Below are 15,516 nucleotides of genomic sequence, written 5' to 3'. Positions count from 1 at the left end.
GGCGCGGAGGAGATACGCAACAGCCTGGAGGCCCACCGCATGTCCGCCCCGACGCCGGACCGGAAGATTCTGATACCGGGCCGGATCATGTCCGGTGAGATGGCCGAGCAGCCCGCTGTACTGCGGCGCATCCTGGACCGGGGTGCGCCGCGGATCCGCGCGGTCGCCGCGAAGGTCGCGGCCCGCAACCCGCGCTTCGTGCTGCTCACCGCCCGCGGTACGTCCGACAACGCGGCGCTGTACGCGAAGTACCTGATCGAGGTGCTGCTCGGCAAGCCCGCGGGTCTCACCTCGATGTCGACCACCACCGCGTACGGCGCGACGCCGGACCTCACGGACTGCCTGGTCATCACCGTCAGCCAGTCCGGTGGCTCGCCCGACCTGGTGGCCTCCACCCGGGCGGCCCGCGAGGCCGGCGCGATCACCGTCGCGGTGACGAACAACCCGGAGTCCCCGCTCGCCGAGGTCTCCGAGTTCCACATCGACGTGCTGGCGGGACCGGAGAAGGCGCTTCCGGCGACCAAGACGTACACCGCCGAGCTGCTGGCCCTGTACCTGTTCGTCGAAGGTCTGCGCGGTGGTGACGGCTCCGCCGCCGAGGTGCTGCCGGAACTGGCCGAGGGGATCCTGGCGCGCGGCGCCGAGGTCAAGGCGCTGGCCGGCCGCTACCGCTTCGCGGAGCGCATGGTCATCACCTCCCGCGGCTACGGCTACCCGACCGCGAGGGAAGCCGCGCTGAAGCTGATGGAGACCAGCTACATCCCGGCCCTGGCGTACTCGGGCGCGGATCTGCTGCACGGCCCGCTGGCCATGGTCGACAACATCTCGCCGGTGATCGCCATCGTCACCGAGGGCAGGGGCGGAGAGGCCCTCCAGCCGGTCCTGGACCGGCTGCGCGGCCGGGGCGCGGACCTGGTGGTCATCGGCCCGCAGGCCCAGGTGGACGCCGCCTCCGCGGGCTTCGCCCTGCCGACGAAGGGCGTCGCCGAGGAGGTCCAGCCGATCCTGGAGATCCTGCCGCTGCAGATGCTGGCCTACGAGGTCACCATCGCCCGCGGCCAGGACCCGGACGCCCCGCGCGCCCTCGCCAAGGTGACGGAGACGCACTGACGCGGTCCCGCCGTGTCGCACGTGAAAGGCCCCGTCGCGTGCTGCGACGGGGCCTTCCGCGTGCGTGCGGGGAGGTGCGGGCGGCGTGAACGGCACCGGTACCGGTGCCGGAAAACGCCACGGGCCGCGGCGCCGGGAAGGGACCCTCAGCCCTTCCAGCACCGCAGCCCGGAGCTGCTGTCGACGCCGTGGCCGACGGGGTGTGCGGTTCCCCGTGGCCCGTTAGGGCCGACCTGTGAGGCCACGGCGTAGTCAGGGCAGAGAACGCCTGGCCTCGATCCACCCTCCTGTGCGGGGAGGATGGAGGTCTGTTCGGTCCATTGTGGACTAGACCATTCGTCCTTGTCCATGGAATCGCGGCCATCGGTGGAAAAAGGCCCGGCACGGATGGCCCGAATTGGCCTGTACGCTCGCAGACGTGCCCTCCATGAACGACCTCGTACGCCAGCACACCGGCCTCGACGACTCCGATCTCGAATGGCTTCACCTGCTGGTCTCCGAGTGGCAGCTGCTCTCCGACCTGTCCTTCGCCGACCTCGTCCTGTGGGTGCCCACCCTGGACGGCACGCGCTATGTCTCGGTCGCCCAGATGCGGCCGAACACCGGGCCGACCTCGTACCAGGACGACATGGTCGGCCATTTGGTGCCGCGCGGCCGCCGCCCCATGCTGGACGCGGCGCTGGACGAGGGCCGGATCGTCCGTGAGGGCGACCCCGAATGGCGGGACGAGGTCCCGGTCCGGGTCGAGTCGATCCCGGTCCGCCGGGAGGGCCGGGTGCTGGGCGTGATCGCCCGCAACACCAACCTGCTGACCGTCCGCACCCCCAGCCGGCTCGAGCTCACCTATCTGCAGAGCGCCTCGGACCTGGCGCAGATGATCGCCGCCGGCTCCTTCCCGTTCCCCGCCGAGCAGGTCGACATGGACGCGGCGCCGCGCGCCGGCGACGGTCTGATCCGGCTCGACGCGGACGGCATCGTGCAGTACGCCAGCCCCAACGCGCTCTCCGCGTACCACCGGCTGGGCCTCGCCGCCGACATCGTCGGACTGCACCTCGGCGCGACCACCGCCGAACTCGCCCCCGCCCGCGGCCCGGTGGACGAGGCGATGGTCAAACTCGCCAGCGGCTGGGCGCCCCGCGAGGCCGAGGTCGAGGGCGGCGACGGCGTCATCCAGCTGCGCACCATCCCGCTGCGGCCCAAGGGCACCCACATCGGCTCGCTCGTACTGCTGCGCGACGTCACCGAGCTGCGGCGCCGTGAGCGCGAGTTGATGACCAAGGACGCCACCATCCGGGAGATCCACCACCGGGTGAAGAACAATCTGCAGACCGTCGCCGCGCTGCTGCGGCTGCAGGCCCGCCGGATGGATTCCGACAAGGCGCGCGAGGCGCTGGAGGAAGCGGTCCGCCGGGTCGGCTCGATCGCCATCGTGCACGAGACGCTCTCCCAGAACCTGGACGAGCGCGTCGAGTTCGACGACATCGCCGACCGGGTGCTCTCGATGGTCGCCGAGATCTCACCCGGCCGCGTCACGGCCCGCCGCACCGGGCGCTTCGGCATCCTGACCGCCGAGGTCGCCACCCCGCTGGCGATGGTTCTCACCGAACTGCTGCAGAACGCGCTGGAGCACGGCTTCGGCCCGGGGGAGAGCGGCACGGTCGAGGTGGGGGCGACGGCCGGCCGCGACAAGCTGATCATCACCGTCCAGGACAACGGCCGCGGGCTGCCGGAGGGCTTCAACCCGCAGCGGGCCGGAAATCTGGGCCTGCAGATCGTCCGCACCCTGGTGGTCGGCGAACTGTCCGGCACGTTCGACATGGTCCCGGCGCCGGGGGGCGGCACCAAGGTCGTGCTGGAACTCCCCGCCGAGGCCTAGTGATCCGGGGCCCGGTCATCCGGGGCCGGCGGTGAGGGCGAACAGCAGTAAGCCCCGACCGCCAGGCGGTCGGGGCTTACTGGATGCTGTGTGCTGCGCGTACGAATTCGGGTGCTGCGCGCTGCGGCTCGGGGGTAAAGCGGGGGCGTCAGACGCTGGCGTTGCGGGCCCTGTTGCGGGCGGCGCGGCGCTTCATTGCGCGACGCTCGTCCTCGCTGAGGCCACCCCAGACGCCTGCGTCCTGGCCGCTCTCCAGCGCCCACTGCAGGCACTGCTCCATGACGGGGCAGCGGCGGCAGACGGCCTTGGCTTCCTCGATCTGCAGCAGCGCAGGACCGGTGTTGCCGATGGGGAAGAAGAGTTCCGGGTCTTCCTCGCGGCAAACGGCGCGATGACGCCAGTCCATGGCTGCTCCAACTCCTTTGTGACAAGCACGTTGCTTGTGAATGTGAACGCTTTCACGAATCCCCTCACAGGGCACGGCACTACGCCCAGTTACCTGGTGCAGTTCCGCTGGTGTGAGGTGGTGGATTCGGGCTCTCAAGGGACTCCGGTTGTTGGCCGTCCCGATCGCCATGTAGAGACTCGCAAACCTGGGCTGCGGATACAACCCCTTCAGGAAAGTTTTTTTTGATTCCTCGGTGTCGCCTGCATCACAGCCGTACTTCCATGGGGTGCAGGGCAGCCTAAACGTTCGAGTAAAAGGACTTTGGGCTCTTCCGCTTACACAATCACACGCAGTGCACGGCGTACGCCTGTGAAGGTTGCGCTGGTACGCAGCCCCAGGTGGTCGCCGTCCACCTGGAACGGGAGTGGAGCCTGCGAATGCAAGGTGAAGTCCGTCAGGTCGTGGACGGACGCCACATGCTTGCCGTGCGGGCCTCGATCGGGGGTCGAACGCAGCAGTTGCGTGGCGTAACGCATCGCTGACGTCGTCGACATCTTCGAGACTCCGAGCAGGTCGAGGCCGGTGTCGAAGGAGGCCTCGGGGGACGCGTACACCGGACGATTGCCCAGGTAGGTCCAGGGTGCGGTGTTGCAGACTATGGCCAGCACCAGCCCGGTGACCGGGTCCTCGTCCGGGCGCTCCAGCGTGATCGAACCGCCCCGCCGGTGCGTCTCCGCCAGGAACTGGCGCATCACCTGGCGCATGTAGAGGGCGTGCGTCGAGCGCTTCCCCTGATCCCGCTGCTGTTCGACCCGGCCCACTACGCCGGCGTCGAAACCCAGCCCGGCGCAGAAGGTGAACCAGCGCGACGGCACTCCCTCGTCCTCCGTACCGGGCGTGCCGCTCACCAGGCCCAGGCCGACCGTGCGCGACGACTGGTCGTGGAGGGCGTCCAGCAGCGCGCCGGTCGCCTCGACGGCGTCATTGGGGAGTCCCAGGGCGCGCGCGAAGACATTGGTCGATCCGCCGGGGACCACGGCCAGCTGCGGCAGCCGGTCGGGATCGGGGCCGTTGTGCAGCAGTCCGTTGACCACTTCGTTGACGGTGCCGTCACCGCCGAGTGCGACGACCAGTTCGATCTCGCCGCCCTCGGCCGCCTGCCGGGCGAGATCCCGGGCGTGGCCGCGGTACTCGGTGGCAGCCACTTCCAGCTTCAGATCGCTGGCGAGTGCGTGGGCCAGAACGTCACGGACCCGCGCACTGGTGGTGGTGGCAGCAGGGTTGACCACGAGAAGTGCGCGCATGAGGGGAAGCGTACCTACCCATAAGTACACCGGGCTACGCTGGCCGGTGTGAGCCAGATCCCCCCGACCCCGTCATCCAAACCGCGCCGGCTGACCGCCGCCGCGGGCCTCGCGGCCCTCGAAGGGCTCGCCCTCGCGGCCTGCGGGCTCGTGCTGCTGGTGCTGGCGCTGACCGGTCATTCCGACAACGTCCGCAACGCCGTGGTGGGTGCGCTCACCGTCCTCGCCCTCGGCGCGATCCCGCTGGCGGCGGCGTACGGGCTGCTGCACGCCCGGCGCTGGAGCCGTGGCCCCGCGCTGATCATCCAGCTGCTGGCGCTGCCGGTGGCCTGGACGCTCGTGCACGGCGCGGCGGCGCTCGTCGCGGCCGGCGTCGCCCTGGCCCTGATGGCACTGGCCGGGCTGGTCCTTCTGGTCCACCCCGCCACCACAGCCGCCCTCGGTATCGGCGACCGCGGCCAGGCGTAGGTTCCGCGGCCTGGGTTCCGCGGGCCGGGCTACTGCGGCCGGTTTCCTGCCCCGTGGGGGTTTCCTGCGCCCTGGGCCTGCCGGACGCCTCAGGGAGCTGTCCGGCAGGCGTCATGGGCTACTCCTCGACGAGGAGCTTCTCGCGGAGCTGCATGAGAGTGCGGGCCAGCAGCCGGGAGACGTGCATCTGGGAGATGCCGACCTCGATGGCGATCTGCGACTGGGTCATGTTGCCGAAGAACCGCAGCATGAGGATCTTCTTCTCCCGGGGCGGCAGTGACTCCAGGAGCGGTTTGAGCGATTCCCGGTACTCGACGCCCTCAAGGGCCTCGTCCATGGCGCCGAGGGTGTCCGCGACGGCCGGGGAGTCGTCGTCGGTGTCCGGAACGTCGAGGGACAGGGTGCTGTAGGCGTTCGCGGATTCGAGCCCCTCCAGCACCTCCTCCTCCGTGATCTTGAGCTGGACGGCCAGCTCGTGGACGGTCGGCGCCCGGCCGAAGCGCTGGGAGAGCTCTCCGGTGGCGGTGGTGAGGGCCAGCCGCAGCTCCTGGAGCCTGCGGGGGACGCGGACGGCCCAGCCCTTGTCCCTGAAGTGACGTTTGATCTCGCCGACGACCGTGGGAGTCGCGTACGTGGAGAACTCCACGCCGCGGTCCACGTCGAAGCGGTCGACGGACTTGATCAGACCGATGGTGGCGACCTGGGTGAGGTCGTCCAGCGGCTCCCCGCGGTTGCGGAAGCGCCGCGCCAGGTGCTCCACCAGGGGCAGGTGCATGCGCACCAGCCGGTTGCGCAGCTCGGCGCGTTCCGGTGAGCCGTCCGGGAGCTTGCTCAGCTCCACGAAGAGCGCTCGGGCGCCGGCCCGGTCATGCGGGTCGTGCTGCTCTTGCTGGTCCATGGGATCCGCCTGCTCCGCCGCGTCCATTCCATCCGTACGGGACCCGGGGTGCTGCCGCGCCGCATACCGCCCGACCGCCCCGGCGGGCGACGCCTGGGCGGGTACGGCGGCACGGCCCCGCACCGCGGGCGTGCCGCTGTCCGCCGGGGGTCCGGGAGCTGCCTCCCGGGAAAGATCAGCACTCATGGCGTTTCCCCGTTCCGTGCACGGTTGTACCGTTACCGGCCCTTCGGGGGACCGGGACACGCTGACCTGCTTCGGGTCCGCGCCTGCGGGCTGCCTGCATCTGGGGACCTCACGACTGTCCGGGGCCGGCACCGCGCTTCTTGTGCAGGCTGATGCTGACGGTCTTGTCCTCCGCGACCGTGGCATCCACCTCGCCCGCCAGTGCGGAGAGCACTGTCCAGGCGAAGGTGTCCCGCTCCGGAGCGCGACCATCGGTCGTGGGCGCCGAAACTCTCACCCACAGAGCGTCTCCGACGAGTCGGAAGACGCAACTCAATACGCTGCCGGGAACGGCCTGCTGCAGCAGGATCGCGCACGCCTCATCCACGGCGATGCGCAGGTCTTCGATCTCGTCGAGGGTGAAGTCCAGCCGTGCCGCGAGTCCGGCCGTAGCCGTACGCAGCACCGACAGATAGGCCCCCGCCGCGGGCAGCCGGACCTCAACGAAGTCCTTCGTCCCGGGCTCGCCTGCGATCTGGGACACCCTCACCTCCAAGGTGGCACACAGTGATTGCTCTGGTTCGCCAGCGACGCTATCGCGATCTGTGCCCTGATGTCGCCCGGACGGAGCACTGCCGCCGCCATGAGTGAGCCCTGGCCCGACACCCCACGACTGTCACCCATGGTAAGCGTATGAGTACGCAACGTGGCTAGGGGTGTGCGGTCTCAATTCGAAAGAGATGTCGCATCGTTGCCGACACGCGGGTGGACTGCCAGGTCGGCGAGGGTGCGCAGCGGTTCGCCGGTCAGTCGTTGCACGGTCCAGCCGTCCTGTCCGAAGGCGCCGATGGAGCGGTAGAAGCCGATCGCGGGATCGTTCCAGTCCAGTACTGCCCATTCGAAGCGCTCGTAGCCGCGTGTGACGCAGATCGAGGCCAGTTCCGCCAGGAGCGCCTTGCCGTGGCCGCCGCCGCGCGCTTCGGGCTTTACGTACAGATCCTCCAGGTACACCCCGTGTGTGCCCGTCCAGGTGGAGAAATTCCGGAACCACAGGGCGAATCCCACCGTGCGGTCCCCGGACGAATCACCGGATACGCCCCCGGAGCCGGCTGTGGGCGCGTCCGCGGATTCGTCCTCCGCGATCAGGGCGAAGATCGCCGGGTGCTCGCAGAAAAGGGCGTCGTGCAGTTGCTCCGGCGTCGCGCGGGCTTCCTCCAGCGCCTTTTCGTACTCCGCGAGTTCGCGGATCATGGCGTGGATCGCCGGGACGTCGGCGGGGGTGGCGGCTCGGATCATGAGCCCAGGTTACGTCCCGATGATGTGGCGCAGGTAAGCCTGGGGATCGGTCAGATACCGGCGCCAGTGATCGACGATCGCCAGGTCCTCCCAGCGCGCGGAATGCGCTCCGTCCTCGCCGATCTCGAGGATCGTGGCGCCCGGGGTCGCGGTCAGCAGCGGGGAGTGAGTGGCGCAGATCACCTGGGCGCCGGTGCCCGCGAGCTCGTGCATCAGTCCCACCAGGTGCAGACAGGACGTGAAGGAGAGCGCCGCCTCCGGCTCGTCCATCACGTACAGGCCGGGCTGCCGGAACATCTCGCGGAAGGCCGTCAGGAAGCCCTCTCCGTGGCTCATGGTGTGCACGGCGACGTCCTCGCGTTCCAGGGCGTCCAGGGCGGTCTCGGCGCGCAGGAAGAAGCCCTTGCGGCGGGTGCGGGGGCCGTCGAGCATGCGGCGGCCGGCCCGGGTGGCGTCGAAGCGGATCCGCTGGCCCAGATGGGACTTCTCGCGGTTGCTCGCGTACTTGTACCCGGCCCGGCCGCCGTACGGGTCCAGGCCGAAGCCCTCCGCGAGCGCCTCGACGAGGGTGGACTTGCCGGAGCCGTTCTCGCCGACGAGGAAGGTGATCGGCGAGGTGAAGCGCAGCCCGCCGTCGAGCAGCTGGGCGACGGCGGGGACCCGCCAGGGCCAGGCGCCCGGCGGGAACTCGTCGGTGGCGGGAACATGCGCGTAGGCGCGTTCGATCAGCATGCGCGACCCGTCCTCATCCGACCCGTCCTCATCCGGTCACGACGGCCGCGAGGCGGGTGCCGGGGGAGAAGGCGCCCTCGTCCGCCAGGGTGAACAGGCCGTGCAGCATCTTCGCCACGTAGACGCGGTCCGGGACCAGTCCGTGCCGGTCGGCGAAGTCCTCCGCGAAGGCGTCGAGGCCGGGGGTGGTGCGGGCGTAGCCGCCGTGGTGGAAGCGCTCGTCGAGCGTCCAGTCGCCGGTCCGCCCGCCGAACGCGTCCTCCTGCAGCCGCTGGACGGCGCCGCCGAGGAAGCCGCCCTTGAGGACCGGGAAGCCGATCGCGCGCTGGTTGCCGGGCGCCAGCCCCGCGGCCAGCCCGGCCAGCGTGCCGCCGGTGCCGCAGGCCACCGCGACGACGTCCGCCGCGCCGCGCAGCTCCCTGCCCAGCTCGGCGCAGCCACGGGCCGCCAGCGCGTTGCTGCCGCCCTCGGGCACCACGTAGCAGCGGCCGAAGCGCTCCCGCAGCTCTTCGACGACGTCCGGCTCCGCCTTGCGGCGGTACGTGGTCCGGTCGACGAAGGCCAGCCGCATGCCGTCGGCCGCGGCGCGGGTCAGCGAGGCGTTCAGCGGGCGCCGGGCCAGCTCGTCGCCGCGGACGACGCCGATGGTCGTGAAGCCCAGCAGCCGTCCGGCGGCGGCGGTCGCGCGCAGATGGTTGGAGTAGGCGCCGCCGAACGTCAGCAGGGTGTCGTGGCCGGCGTCGGCGGCGGCCTGGAGGTTGAGCCGCAGCTTGCGCCACTTGTTGCCCGGCAGGTCCGGGTGGATCAGGTCGTCCCGCTTCAGCAGCAACCGGACGCCGTGCCGTGCGAGCCGGGCGTCCTCGATCGCGACCAGCGGTGAGGGCAGCCGGGGTCGCAGCGCGTCGAGCGGCAGGCCGGTGGCGGTCACCTCGTCATTGTCACCCGCACGGGTGAGGTCGGCAGCCCGCGGGGCGCAAACCGCCGCAATGGCCTCATCGGTCCCCCTGGCCGCGGAAGAAGCTCCCGAAAAGGGCCGCCCCCGGTGCATTCTTCTCACGTGAAGACGGACGGCACGAACGGCACAGACCTCTCCGGCGGCCCGGACCCGGGGCGGGAGCGGGAATCCCCGGCCGGGCCCGGTGACGGGCTCGCCGCGACGATACGCGGGCTGCTGCCCTCGCTGACGCCCGCCTCCGCGCGCATCGCCCGGCTGATCGTCGAGGACCCGGCCCAGGTCGCCCGCAGCACGATCTCCGAACTGAGCGCGCTGGCGGGCACCAGCGACTCCTCGATCGTCAGGACCGCCAGGGCGCTGGGTTTCTCCGGCTACCCCGAACTCCGGCTGGCGCTGGCCGCCTCGGCGGCGCGGCAGCCCCCGCGCTCGACCCTGACCTCGGGGATCACCCGGCAGGACTCACCCGCGGAGGTGATGGCCAAGCTGGTGCACACCGAGTCCCAGGCCGTCCTGGAGACCGAGACGCAGCTCGATCCGGGGCAGTTGCTGGGCGCCGTGCTCGCGGTGTGCGGCGACGGCCAGCTGCACATCGCCGGCGTCGGCGCGTCCGGGCTGGTCGCGCAGGACCTGCACCAGAAGCTGCAGCGCATAGGACGGCCCTGCCACGCGCACGGCGACTCGCAGTCCGCGCTGACCAGCGCGGTGCTGCTCGGCCCCGGCGACGTCTTCCTCGCCGTGTCGCACTCCGGCGAGAGCCGCGACGTCCTGGAGCCGCTGCGCCGGGCCGCCGCCGAGGGCGCGACCACCGTCGTCATCACCAACCACCCGCAGTCGTCGGCCGCCCGGCTCGCCGACTTCGTGCTGGCGTCGGCGGGCCGCGAGACGACCTTCCGGCCCGGCGCGATGGCCAGTCGGATCAGCCAACTGGTCGTCGTCGACTGCCTCTTCGTCTGCGTCGCGCAGCGCACCTACGAGAAGTCCGACCACGCCCTGCGGGTCACGCACCAGGCCCTGGAGAGCGACCGCGCCTGAACTCCCCGGGCCCGGGCGACAGGTCAGCGGCGCTGACCTGTCTCAGCTGACCGGTCTCAGCGGAACGCGGCGACGTTGCGGGCGGCCCAGTCGGCGAAGGGGCGCGGGGCGCGGCCGAGGACCCGCTGGACGTCCGGGCTGACGCGCAGCTCGGCCGGGTTCGGGGAACCGAGGATGTCCAGAGTGTCGTCGGCGAGCTCCACCGGCATGCTCCGGGACATGCCGGCCCTGGCCTCGTCGCGGGTGAGCTCGTGGAACCTCACCGGCGAGTCCAGCGCGGCGGCGAGGGCCGCCGCCTGCTGGCGCGGAGAGATCACCTCCGGGCCGGTCAGCTCGTACACCCCGCCGGTGTGCAGGTCGTCCAGCAGGCAGGCCGCCGCGACCTCGGCGATGTCCGTCGGGTCGATGACCGGCAACCCGACGTCGCCGAAGGGCGCGGCGACGACCTGTCGCGTGCGGACGGACTCGGCCCACCACAGGGCGTTGGAGGCGAAGCCGCCCGGCCGCAGGAGGGCCCACTCCAGGCCGGACTCCCGCAGTACGTCCTCCAGTGCGCGCATCGCGATCCGCGTCCGGCCGGCGGGCCTGGTCACCACGCCCTGCGTGGAGAGCAGGACGATCCGGCGGACCCCGGCAGCGGCGGCTTCGCCGATGATGTCGGCAGGGTTGGCTCCAGCGGCGTGCAGGTCGCCGGAGAGGAGCAGGAACAGCGCCTTCGCCCCGGCCAGCGCGGGCTTGAGGCCGGCCGGCTCGGCCAGGTCGGCCACCACGTGGCGGACGCCGTCCGGCACCGCCGCCGTGTGCCGTGAAACGGCCGTCACCTGCCCGCCCGCCTCGGCCAGTGCCTGCGTCAACGGTCGGCCGATGTTTCCGGTAGCCCCGGTCACCACGATCATGGTCAGCTCCTTGTCAGGTGTTCCTCTGTGGCCCGCACGCTAGGAGCACGGGCTTACTTTTGGTAAGGACATACCCCGAGGTAAGCTCATGACATGGCGGGAAGCGTGCAGGACAGACAGGGCGAGGCGGCGCAGCGGTATGACGTGTTTCACACCGACTGCCCCGCGCGCGATGTGGTCGACCATGTGACCAGCAGGTGGGGCGTCTGGGTGCTGATCTCCTTGCGGAGCAACAGCCTCCGGTTCTACGAGCTGCGCGAGAGCATCCAGGGCATCAGCGAGAAGATGCTCGCCCAGACGCTGCGCGCGCTGGTCGCGGACGGCCTGGTCTGGCGGGAGGTCGAGCCGACGTCGCCGCCCCAGGTCACCTACGGGCTGACCGAGTTCGGCCGGGAGGTCGGCGAGCCGCTGACGGAGCTGTTCGACCGGATCACCCGACGGCTGCCGCCGAACAGCGCGGGACAGCGCGGATAGCGCGGGCGGTGGCTGAACGACCGAACCCGGTCCATCGGGGACTCCGAGCTGGAATCCCCGACGGACCGGGTGCGGATCATTGACCTGTGTCGGTGGTGTCGTCGCAGGTCGAAAAAATGTCTGGTCGAAAGACCTGAAAGAAGATCAGGCCTTCTTGGTCTCCCAGAAGATGGTGTCGATCTGGGCGATCAGCTCGAGGAGCTTCTCGCCGGTCTTCGGGTCGTTCGACGCCTTGGCAGCACTGCCTGCCTTGAGGGCGTCGTTGATGAGCTGGTGCAGCTCGGGGTACTTCTCGAAGTGCGGCGGCTTGAAGTAGTCGCTCCACAGCACCGAGATGTGGTGCTTGGCGAGCTCCGCGCGCTGCTCCTTGATGATGATGGCGCGGGTCCGGAAGTCCGGGTCCTCGTTGGCCTGGTACTTCTCCTGGACGGCCTTGACCGACTCGGCCTCGATGCGGGCCTGGGCCGGGTCGTATACGCCGCAGGGCAGGTCGCAGTGGGCGCTGACCTTAACCTTGGGCGCGAACAGGCGAGAGAACATGGCTGTCCTTCCTTGTGATCGTCTTTCCAGGTGGGAGATTACTCCCTGGGAGAGTCGTTTTCTCGGGTGCCCCATGTGGCTTAGGACAAAAGTCTGGTGTCACCCTGGGACTGGTGGAGGAAGGGACGAGGAGGCGCAGCATGCGGGAACGGCGAGTCCGACCGGTCTACGCGGTCGAGGTGACCGGTCCTTCGATGGTCCCGACGCTCTACGAGGGCGATCGGCTGTTCGTGCGAAACGTCAACGGCCCGGCGGACGTCCGGGAGGGTGACGTCGTGGTCCTGCGGCACCCGCTGCAACAGGACCTGCTCATCGTGAAGCGGGCGGTCGAGCGCCGTGAGGGCGGCTGGTGGGTGCTCGCCGACAATCCCTTCGGGCCGATCGCGGACAGCAGCGTGTTCGGCACGGTGCCGGACGAGTTGGTGCTCGCCCGGGCCCTGGTGCGGTTCCGGCCGCCCCGGGAGCTTCAGAGGTCGGTGGCCGGGGTGCTGTCGTGGGCGGCGTCCTGTGTACGGCCGCTGAGCGCGGACCGTTCGTTCTCCAGGCGCTTGCGGGCACGGTAGGCCGCCACGTTCGCGCGGGTCGCGCAGCGGTCGGAGCAGTAGCGGCGGGACCTGTTGGTCGATGTGTCGACATAGGCGTTGCGGCAGGGGCTCGCCTCGCAGATGCCCAGCCGGTCCACGCCGAGTTCGGTCAGCTGGAAGGCCAGCCCCATGCAGGCGGTGGCGGCGTATCCCGCGGTGGCGGTCGCGGCGTGGTCGGCGAGGTGCATGTGCCAGTCGGGCCGGCCGGTCTCGTCCAGGTGTTCGTGCCCGGAGATCTGCGGGCTGACCGGGAACTCCAGCAGCAGCGCGTTGAGCAGGTCCACGGCGCGTACCTCGTCGCCCTCGTCGGCTGCCTCGAAGACCCCGCGCAGCCGGGTGCGTACGGCGCGCAGCCGGGGCACGTCGGCGTCGGTGCTGCGCGCGGCGGCCTGGGTGCTGGCGCCGAAGAGCGCGCGGACGGCGTCGACACCGGTGAGGTCGTCCGTTCCGCGTTCCGGCTCCTCGCTGTTCACCAGGCGCACGGCGTAGTCCGAGTAATAGGCCAGTTCCACTTATGATCCTTACGCGTGCGTTCTAGGCTCAGTAATGGTCGAGGTAGCTATCAGGGTATTACGAACTGGAGAGACGGCGATGACGGGTACACCGGAGGCGCCGCCGGCACCCGCGGTGCGCACCGCGGACCGGCAGAGCCGGCAGAAGAGCTGAGACCGTCAGAAGGAGTGGTACCTGCCGGACCGCGAGGAGCGGTTCCGGGTGATGCTGGACATGGTCGAGGCACTGGTCGGGCCCGCGCCCAAGGTGCTGGACCTCACGTGCGGCACCGGCAGTATCCCGGACCGCGTGCTGTGGCGCTTCCCCGAGGCGCGATCCACCGGCGTCGACCTCGATCCGGCCCTGCCGGCCATCGCCCGGGGGTGATCAACGAGGCGGAGCGGGCGCTGCGGCACGCGCGCATGGCGCGGGAGAAGGCGGACGGCGTCTGGCGCTCGGTCCCGGACGCACTGGTGCTCGGCCTGAAGTAACGCGCGGAACGACGCGCGCCGCCCCGGACATGAAGAAGGCCGGACGGCCGGGCTCGCGGCCCGGCCGTCCGGCCTCGTCCGTTCGGGTCACAGCACCTTGGACAGGAACGCCTTGGTGCGCTCGTGCTGCGGGTTGCTCAGGACGTCGCGGGGGTTCCCCGCCTCGACGACGATGCCGTCGTCCATGAAGACCAGCGCGTCGCCCACCTCGCGGGCGAAGCCCATCTCATGGGTGACGACGATCATCGTCATGCCGTCCTCGGCGAGCCCGCGCATGACGTCGAGGACGTCACCGACGAGCTCCGGGTCGAGGGCGGAGGTCGGCTCGTCGAAGAGCATCAGCTTCGGCTCCATCGCCAGCGCGCGGGCGATGGCCACCCGCTGCTGCTGTCCGCCGGACAGCTGCGCGGGGTAGTTGGCCGCCTTGTCGGCCAGGCCGACCCGGTCGAGCAGCCGTTCGGCACGGGCCCGGGCGGTCGCCTTCGACTCGCCCTTGACCTGCATCGGGGCTTCCATGACGTTCTCGATCGCCGTCATGTGCGGGAAGAGGTTGAAGCGCTGGAACACCATGCCGATGTCCCGCCGCTTCGCCGCGACCTCGCTGTCCTTCAGCTCGTAGAGCTTGTCGCCCTTCTGCCGGTAGCCGACCAGCTCGCCGTCCACCCACAGGCGGCCGGCGTTGATCTGCTCCAGGTGGTTGATGCACCGCAGGAAGGTGGACTTGCCCGAGCCGGACGGACCGACGAGGCAGAACACCTCGCGCGGCGCGACCTCCAGCTCGATCCCCTTGAGGATGTGCGCCAGGCCGAACGACTTGTGGACGGCCTCGGCCTTGACCATGGGCTGAACGGTCATCGGGCCACCTCCGGACGGCGCAACGTGCTGAGATTCGCCTTGATCTTCTGCCACGGGGTGAGCGGCAGACTGCGCAGCGAGCCCCGGGCGAAGCGGCGTTCCAGGTAGTACTGGCCGACGCTGAACACGCTGGTCAGGGCGAGGTACCAGATGGACGCGACGAAGAACATCTCCATGGTCGCGAAGGAGCTCGCGGCGATGTCCTGCGCGCTGCGCAGCAGGTCCTGGTACTGGACGGCGACGACCAGCGAGGACGTCTTGAGCATGTTGATGAACTCGTTGCCGCTCGGCGGGATGATCACCCGCATGGCCTGCGGCAGCACCACACGGCGCATGGTCTGGCCCTGCTTCATGCCCAGGGCGTGCGACGCCTCGGTCTGGCCCTCGTCGACCGACTGGATGCCGGCCCGCACGATCTCGGCCATGTAGGCGCCCTCGTTCAGACCGAGCCCCAGCAGGGCGGCCACGAACGGGGTCATGACGTCGACCATGTTGTTCTTGTAGATCGGGCCGAGGTTCAGGACCGGGAAGATCAGCGCCAGGTTGAACCAGATGAGCAGCTGCACATAGACCGGGGTGCCGCGGAAGAACCAGATGTAGAGCCAGGCGACGCCGCCTGTCACCGGGTTCTTGGAGAGCCGCATGACGGCGAAGAGCACACCGAGCAGCAGGCCCATCAGCATCGACAGGACGCTGATGAGGATGGTGTGCCACATACCGGTCAGGATGGAGTGGTCGAACAGCTTTTCCGGCACGGTCGCCCAGCGCACATCGCCCTGGGAGAACGAGAACACGAGTGCGGCCAGCACGGCCACGACGACGACCGCGCTGATCCAGCGCCCGTAATGGCGTACGGGGATCGCCCGGATAGCCTCCGCCGGGATCGCGGTGGCGGTCCCGGCGGTCCCGCTCGCCGGAGCGTCGGCGGGTTCCTTCTCGAATTTGTCAGTCACTGCGACT

General features: G+C 70.2%; 18 protein-coding genes and 1 pseudogene. 7 read left to right on the top strand and 12 right to left on the bottom strand.

All coding sequences use genetic code 11. The annotated features are described in order from the left end of the window. Positions 1-39: 39 nt before the first annotated feature. Entirely contained in the window at positions 40-1,110 is a 1,071-nt protein-coding gene (locus LNW73_RS10370) for an SIS domain-containing protein (RefSeq protein WP_250989731.1), read from the top strand. A gap of 427 nt (positions 1,111-1,537) precedes the next feature. Continuing rightward, positions 1,538-2,986 carry a sensor histidine kinase gene (locus LNW73_RS10365; protein ID WP_250992870.1) on the top strand — a complete coding sequence of 483 codons (1,449 nt, stop codon included), beginning with the start codon at positions 1,538-1,540 and terminating at the stop codon, positions 2,984-2,986. A gap of 148 nt (positions 2,987-3,134) precedes the next feature. Here LNW73_RS10365 and LNW73_RS10360 read toward each other — a convergent pair whose 3' ends face one another. Together LNW73_RS10360 and LNW73_RS10355 are read right to left on the bottom strand one after the other, a co-directional pair. Next, positions 3,135-3,392 (bottom strand): WhiB family transcriptional regulator, encoded by a 258-nt coding sequence (locus tag LNW73_RS10360; RefSeq protein ID WP_138350912.1) that lies wholly within the window; start codon positions 3,390-3,392, stop codon positions 3,135-3,137. Between the two features lie 317 nt (positions 3,393-3,709). Next, the gene (locus LNW73_RS10355; protein ID WP_138350911.1) at positions 3,710-4,678 is read right to left on the bottom strand and encodes a diacylglycerol/lipid kinase family protein; all 969 of its coding nucleotides are present in this window, start codon (positions 4,676-4,678) and stop codon (positions 3,710-3,712) included. Between the two features lie 39 nt (positions 4,679-4,717). Here LNW73_RS10355 and LNW73_RS10350 point away from each other — a divergent pair, with 39 nt between their 5' ends. After that, entirely contained in the window at positions 4,718-5,146 is a 429-nt protein-coding gene (locus LNW73_RS10350; protein ID WP_374118265.1) for a hypothetical protein, read from the top strand. Positions 5,147-5,264: 118 nt separating this feature from the next. On the opposite strand, the gene LNW73_RS10345 is transcribed toward LNW73_RS10350, so the two are convergent. The 5 genes from LNW73_RS10345 to LNW73_RS10325 form a co-directional block, all read right to left on the bottom strand. Then, a complete protein-coding gene (locus LNW73_RS10345; protein ID WP_250989729.1) occupies positions 5,265-6,230 on the bottom strand; it encodes an RNA polymerase sigma factor SigF in 966 nt (321 codons plus the stop codon). A 109-nt stretch (positions 6,231-6,339) separates the two neighbouring features. After that, a complete protein-coding gene (locus LNW73_RS10340) occupies positions 6,340-6,753 on the bottom strand; it encodes an anti-sigma regulatory factor (protein ID WP_138350908.1) in 414 nt (137 codons plus the stop codon). A gap of 182 nt (positions 6,754-6,935) precedes the next feature. Next, entirely contained in the window at positions 6,936-7,505 is a 570-nt protein-coding gene (locus LNW73_RS10335) for a GNAT family N-acetyltransferase (RefSeq protein WP_250989728.1), read from the bottom strand. A gap of 9 nt (positions 7,506-7,514) precedes the next feature. Next, entirely contained in the window at positions 7,515-8,237 is a 723-nt protein-coding gene (locus LNW73_RS10330) for an AAA family ATPase (RefSeq protein WP_250989727.1), read from the bottom strand. Positions 8,238-8,265: 28 nt separating this feature from the next. Beyond that, a complete protein-coding gene (locus LNW73_RS10325; protein WP_374118071.1) occupies positions 8,266-9,165 on the bottom strand; it encodes a 1-aminocyclopropane-1-carboxylate deaminase/D-cysteine desulfhydrase in 900 nt (299 codons plus the stop codon). Between the two features lie 129 nt (positions 9,166-9,294). On the opposite strand from LNW73_RS10325, the gene LNW73_RS36315 reads away from it, so the two are divergent. Beyond that, positions 9,295-10,224 (top strand): MurR/RpiR family transcriptional regulator, encoded by a 930-nt coding sequence (locus tag LNW73_RS36315; protein ID WP_250989726.1) that lies wholly within the window; start codon positions 9,295-9,297, stop codon positions 10,222-10,224. Between the two features lie 56 nt (positions 10,225-10,280). Here the strand turns inward: LNW73_RS36315 and LNW73_RS10315 are convergent, their stop codons facing one another. After that, on the bottom strand, positions 10,281-11,120 hold the full coding sequence (locus LNW73_RS10315; RefSeq protein WP_250989725.1) for an SDR family oxidoreductase: 840 nt from the start codon (positions 11,118-11,120) through the stop codon (positions 10,281-10,283). A gap of 93 nt (positions 11,121-11,213) precedes the next feature. Between LNW73_RS10315 and LNW73_RS10310 the strand changes: the two genes are divergently transcribed. Beyond that, on the top strand, positions 11,214-11,594 hold the full coding sequence (locus LNW73_RS10310) for a winged helix-turn-helix transcriptional regulator (RefSeq protein ID WP_250989724.1): 381 nt from the start codon (positions 11,214-11,216) through the stop codon (positions 11,592-11,594). Positions 11,595-11,738: 144 nt separating this feature from the next. On the opposite strand, the gene sodN is transcribed toward LNW73_RS10310, so the two are convergent. Further along, a complete protein-coding gene (gene sodN, locus LNW73_RS10305; protein ID WP_138350904.1) occupies positions 11,739-12,134 on the bottom strand; it encodes a superoxide dismutase, Ni in 396 nt (131 codons plus the stop codon). A gap of 140 nt (positions 12,135-12,274) precedes the next feature. On the opposite strand from sodN, the gene sodX reads away from it, so the two are divergent. Beyond that, on the top strand, positions 12,275-12,697 hold the full coding sequence (sodX, locus tag LNW73_RS10300) for a nickel-type superoxide dismutase maturation protease (RefSeq protein WP_138350903.1): 423 nt from the start codon (positions 12,275-12,277) through the stop codon (positions 12,695-12,697). On the opposite strand, the gene LNW73_RS10295 is transcribed toward sodX, so the two are convergent. Next, the gene (locus LNW73_RS10295; protein ID WP_250977653.1) at positions 12,601-13,230 is read right to left on the bottom strand and encodes a CGNR zinc finger domain-containing protein; all 630 of its coding nucleotides are present in this window, start codon (positions 13,228-13,230) and stop codon (positions 12,601-12,603) included. The genes sodX and LNW73_RS10295 overlap by 97 nt on opposite strands. A 79-nt stretch (positions 13,231-13,309) precedes the next feature. On the opposite strand from LNW73_RS10295, the pseudogene LNW73_RS10290 reads away from it, so the two are divergent. Next, a pseudogene (locus LNW73_RS10290) lies at positions 13,310-13,594 on the top strand (SAM-dependent methyltransferase); the annotation flags it as partial. A 194-nt stretch (positions 13,595-13,788) separates the two neighbouring features. On the opposite strand, the gene LNW73_RS10285 reads toward LNW73_RS10290, so the two are convergent. Then, the gene (locus LNW73_RS10285; protein ID WP_285369757.1) at positions 13,789-14,556 is read right to left on the bottom strand and encodes an amino acid ABC transporter ATP-binding protein; all 768 of its coding nucleotides are present in this window, start codon (positions 14,554-14,556) and stop codon (positions 13,789-13,791) included. Beyond that, positions 14,553-15,509 (bottom strand): amino acid ABC transporter permease, encoded by a 957-nt coding sequence (locus tag LNW73_RS10280; protein WP_250977654.1) that lies wholly within the window; start codon positions 15,507-15,509, stop codon positions 14,553-14,555. Before LNW73_RS10280 ends, LNW73_RS10285 begins: the two co-directional genes overlap by 4 nt. Between the last annotated feature and the right edge of the window lie 7 nt (positions 15,510-15,516).

The organism is Streptomyces sp. RKAG337 (assembly GCF_023701715.1).
Lineage (GTDB): Bacteria > Actinomycetota > Actinomycetes > Streptomycetales > Streptomycetaceae > Actinacidiphila.
This window is presented reverse-complemented; position numbering and strand designations above follow the sequence as displayed.

Excerpts from the sequence above, each read along its gene's own strand:
- LNW73_RS10370 (WP_250989731.1), top strand. The coding sequence starts at position 40 with ATGTCCGCCCCGACGCCGGACCGGAAGATTCTGATACCGGGCCGGATC.
- LNW73_RS10365 (WP_250992870.1), top strand. The coding sequence starts at position 1,538 with ATGAACGACCTCGTACGCCAGCACACCGGCCTCGACGACTCCGATCTC.
- LNW73_RS10360 (WP_138350912.1), bottom strand. The coding sequence starts at position 3,392 with ATGGACTGGCGTCATCGCGCCGTTTGCCGCGAGGAAGACCCGGAACTC.
- LNW73_RS10355 (WP_138350911.1), bottom strand. The coding sequence starts at position 4,678 with ATGCGCGCACTTCTCGTGGTCAACCCTGCTGCCACCACCACCAGTGCG.
- LNW73_RS10345 (WP_250989729.1), bottom strand. The coding sequence starts at position 6,230 with ATGAGTGCTGATCTTTCCCGGGAGGCAGCTCCCGGACCCCCGGCGGAC.
- LNW73_RS10335 (WP_250989728.1), bottom strand. The coding sequence starts at position 7,505 with ATGATCCGAGCCGCCACCCCCGCCGACGTCCCGGCGATCCACGCCATG.
- LNW73_RS10330 (WP_250989727.1), bottom strand. The coding sequence starts at position 8,237 with ATGCTGATCGAACGCGCCTACGCGCATGTTCCCGCCACCGACGAGTTC.
- LNW73_RS10315 (WP_250989725.1), bottom strand. The coding sequence starts at position 11,120 with ATGATCGTGGTGACCGGGGCTACCGGAAACATCGGCCGACCGTTGACG.
- LNW73_RS10310 (WP_250989724.1), top strand. The coding sequence starts at position 11,214 with ATGGCGGGAAGCGTGCAGGACAGACAGGGCGAGGCGGCGCAGCGGTAT.
- sodN (WP_138350904.1), bottom strand. The coding sequence starts at position 12,134 with ATGTTCTCTCGCCTGTTCGCGCCCAAGGTTAAGGTCAGCGCCCACTGC.
- sodX (WP_138350903.1), top strand. The coding sequence starts at position 12,275 with ATGCGGGAACGGCGAGTCCGACCGGTCTACGCGGTCGAGGTGACCGGT.
- LNW73_RS10285 (WP_285369757.1), bottom strand. The coding sequence starts at position 14,556 with ATGACCGTTCAGCCCATGGTCAAGGCCGAGGCCGTCCACAAGTCGTTC.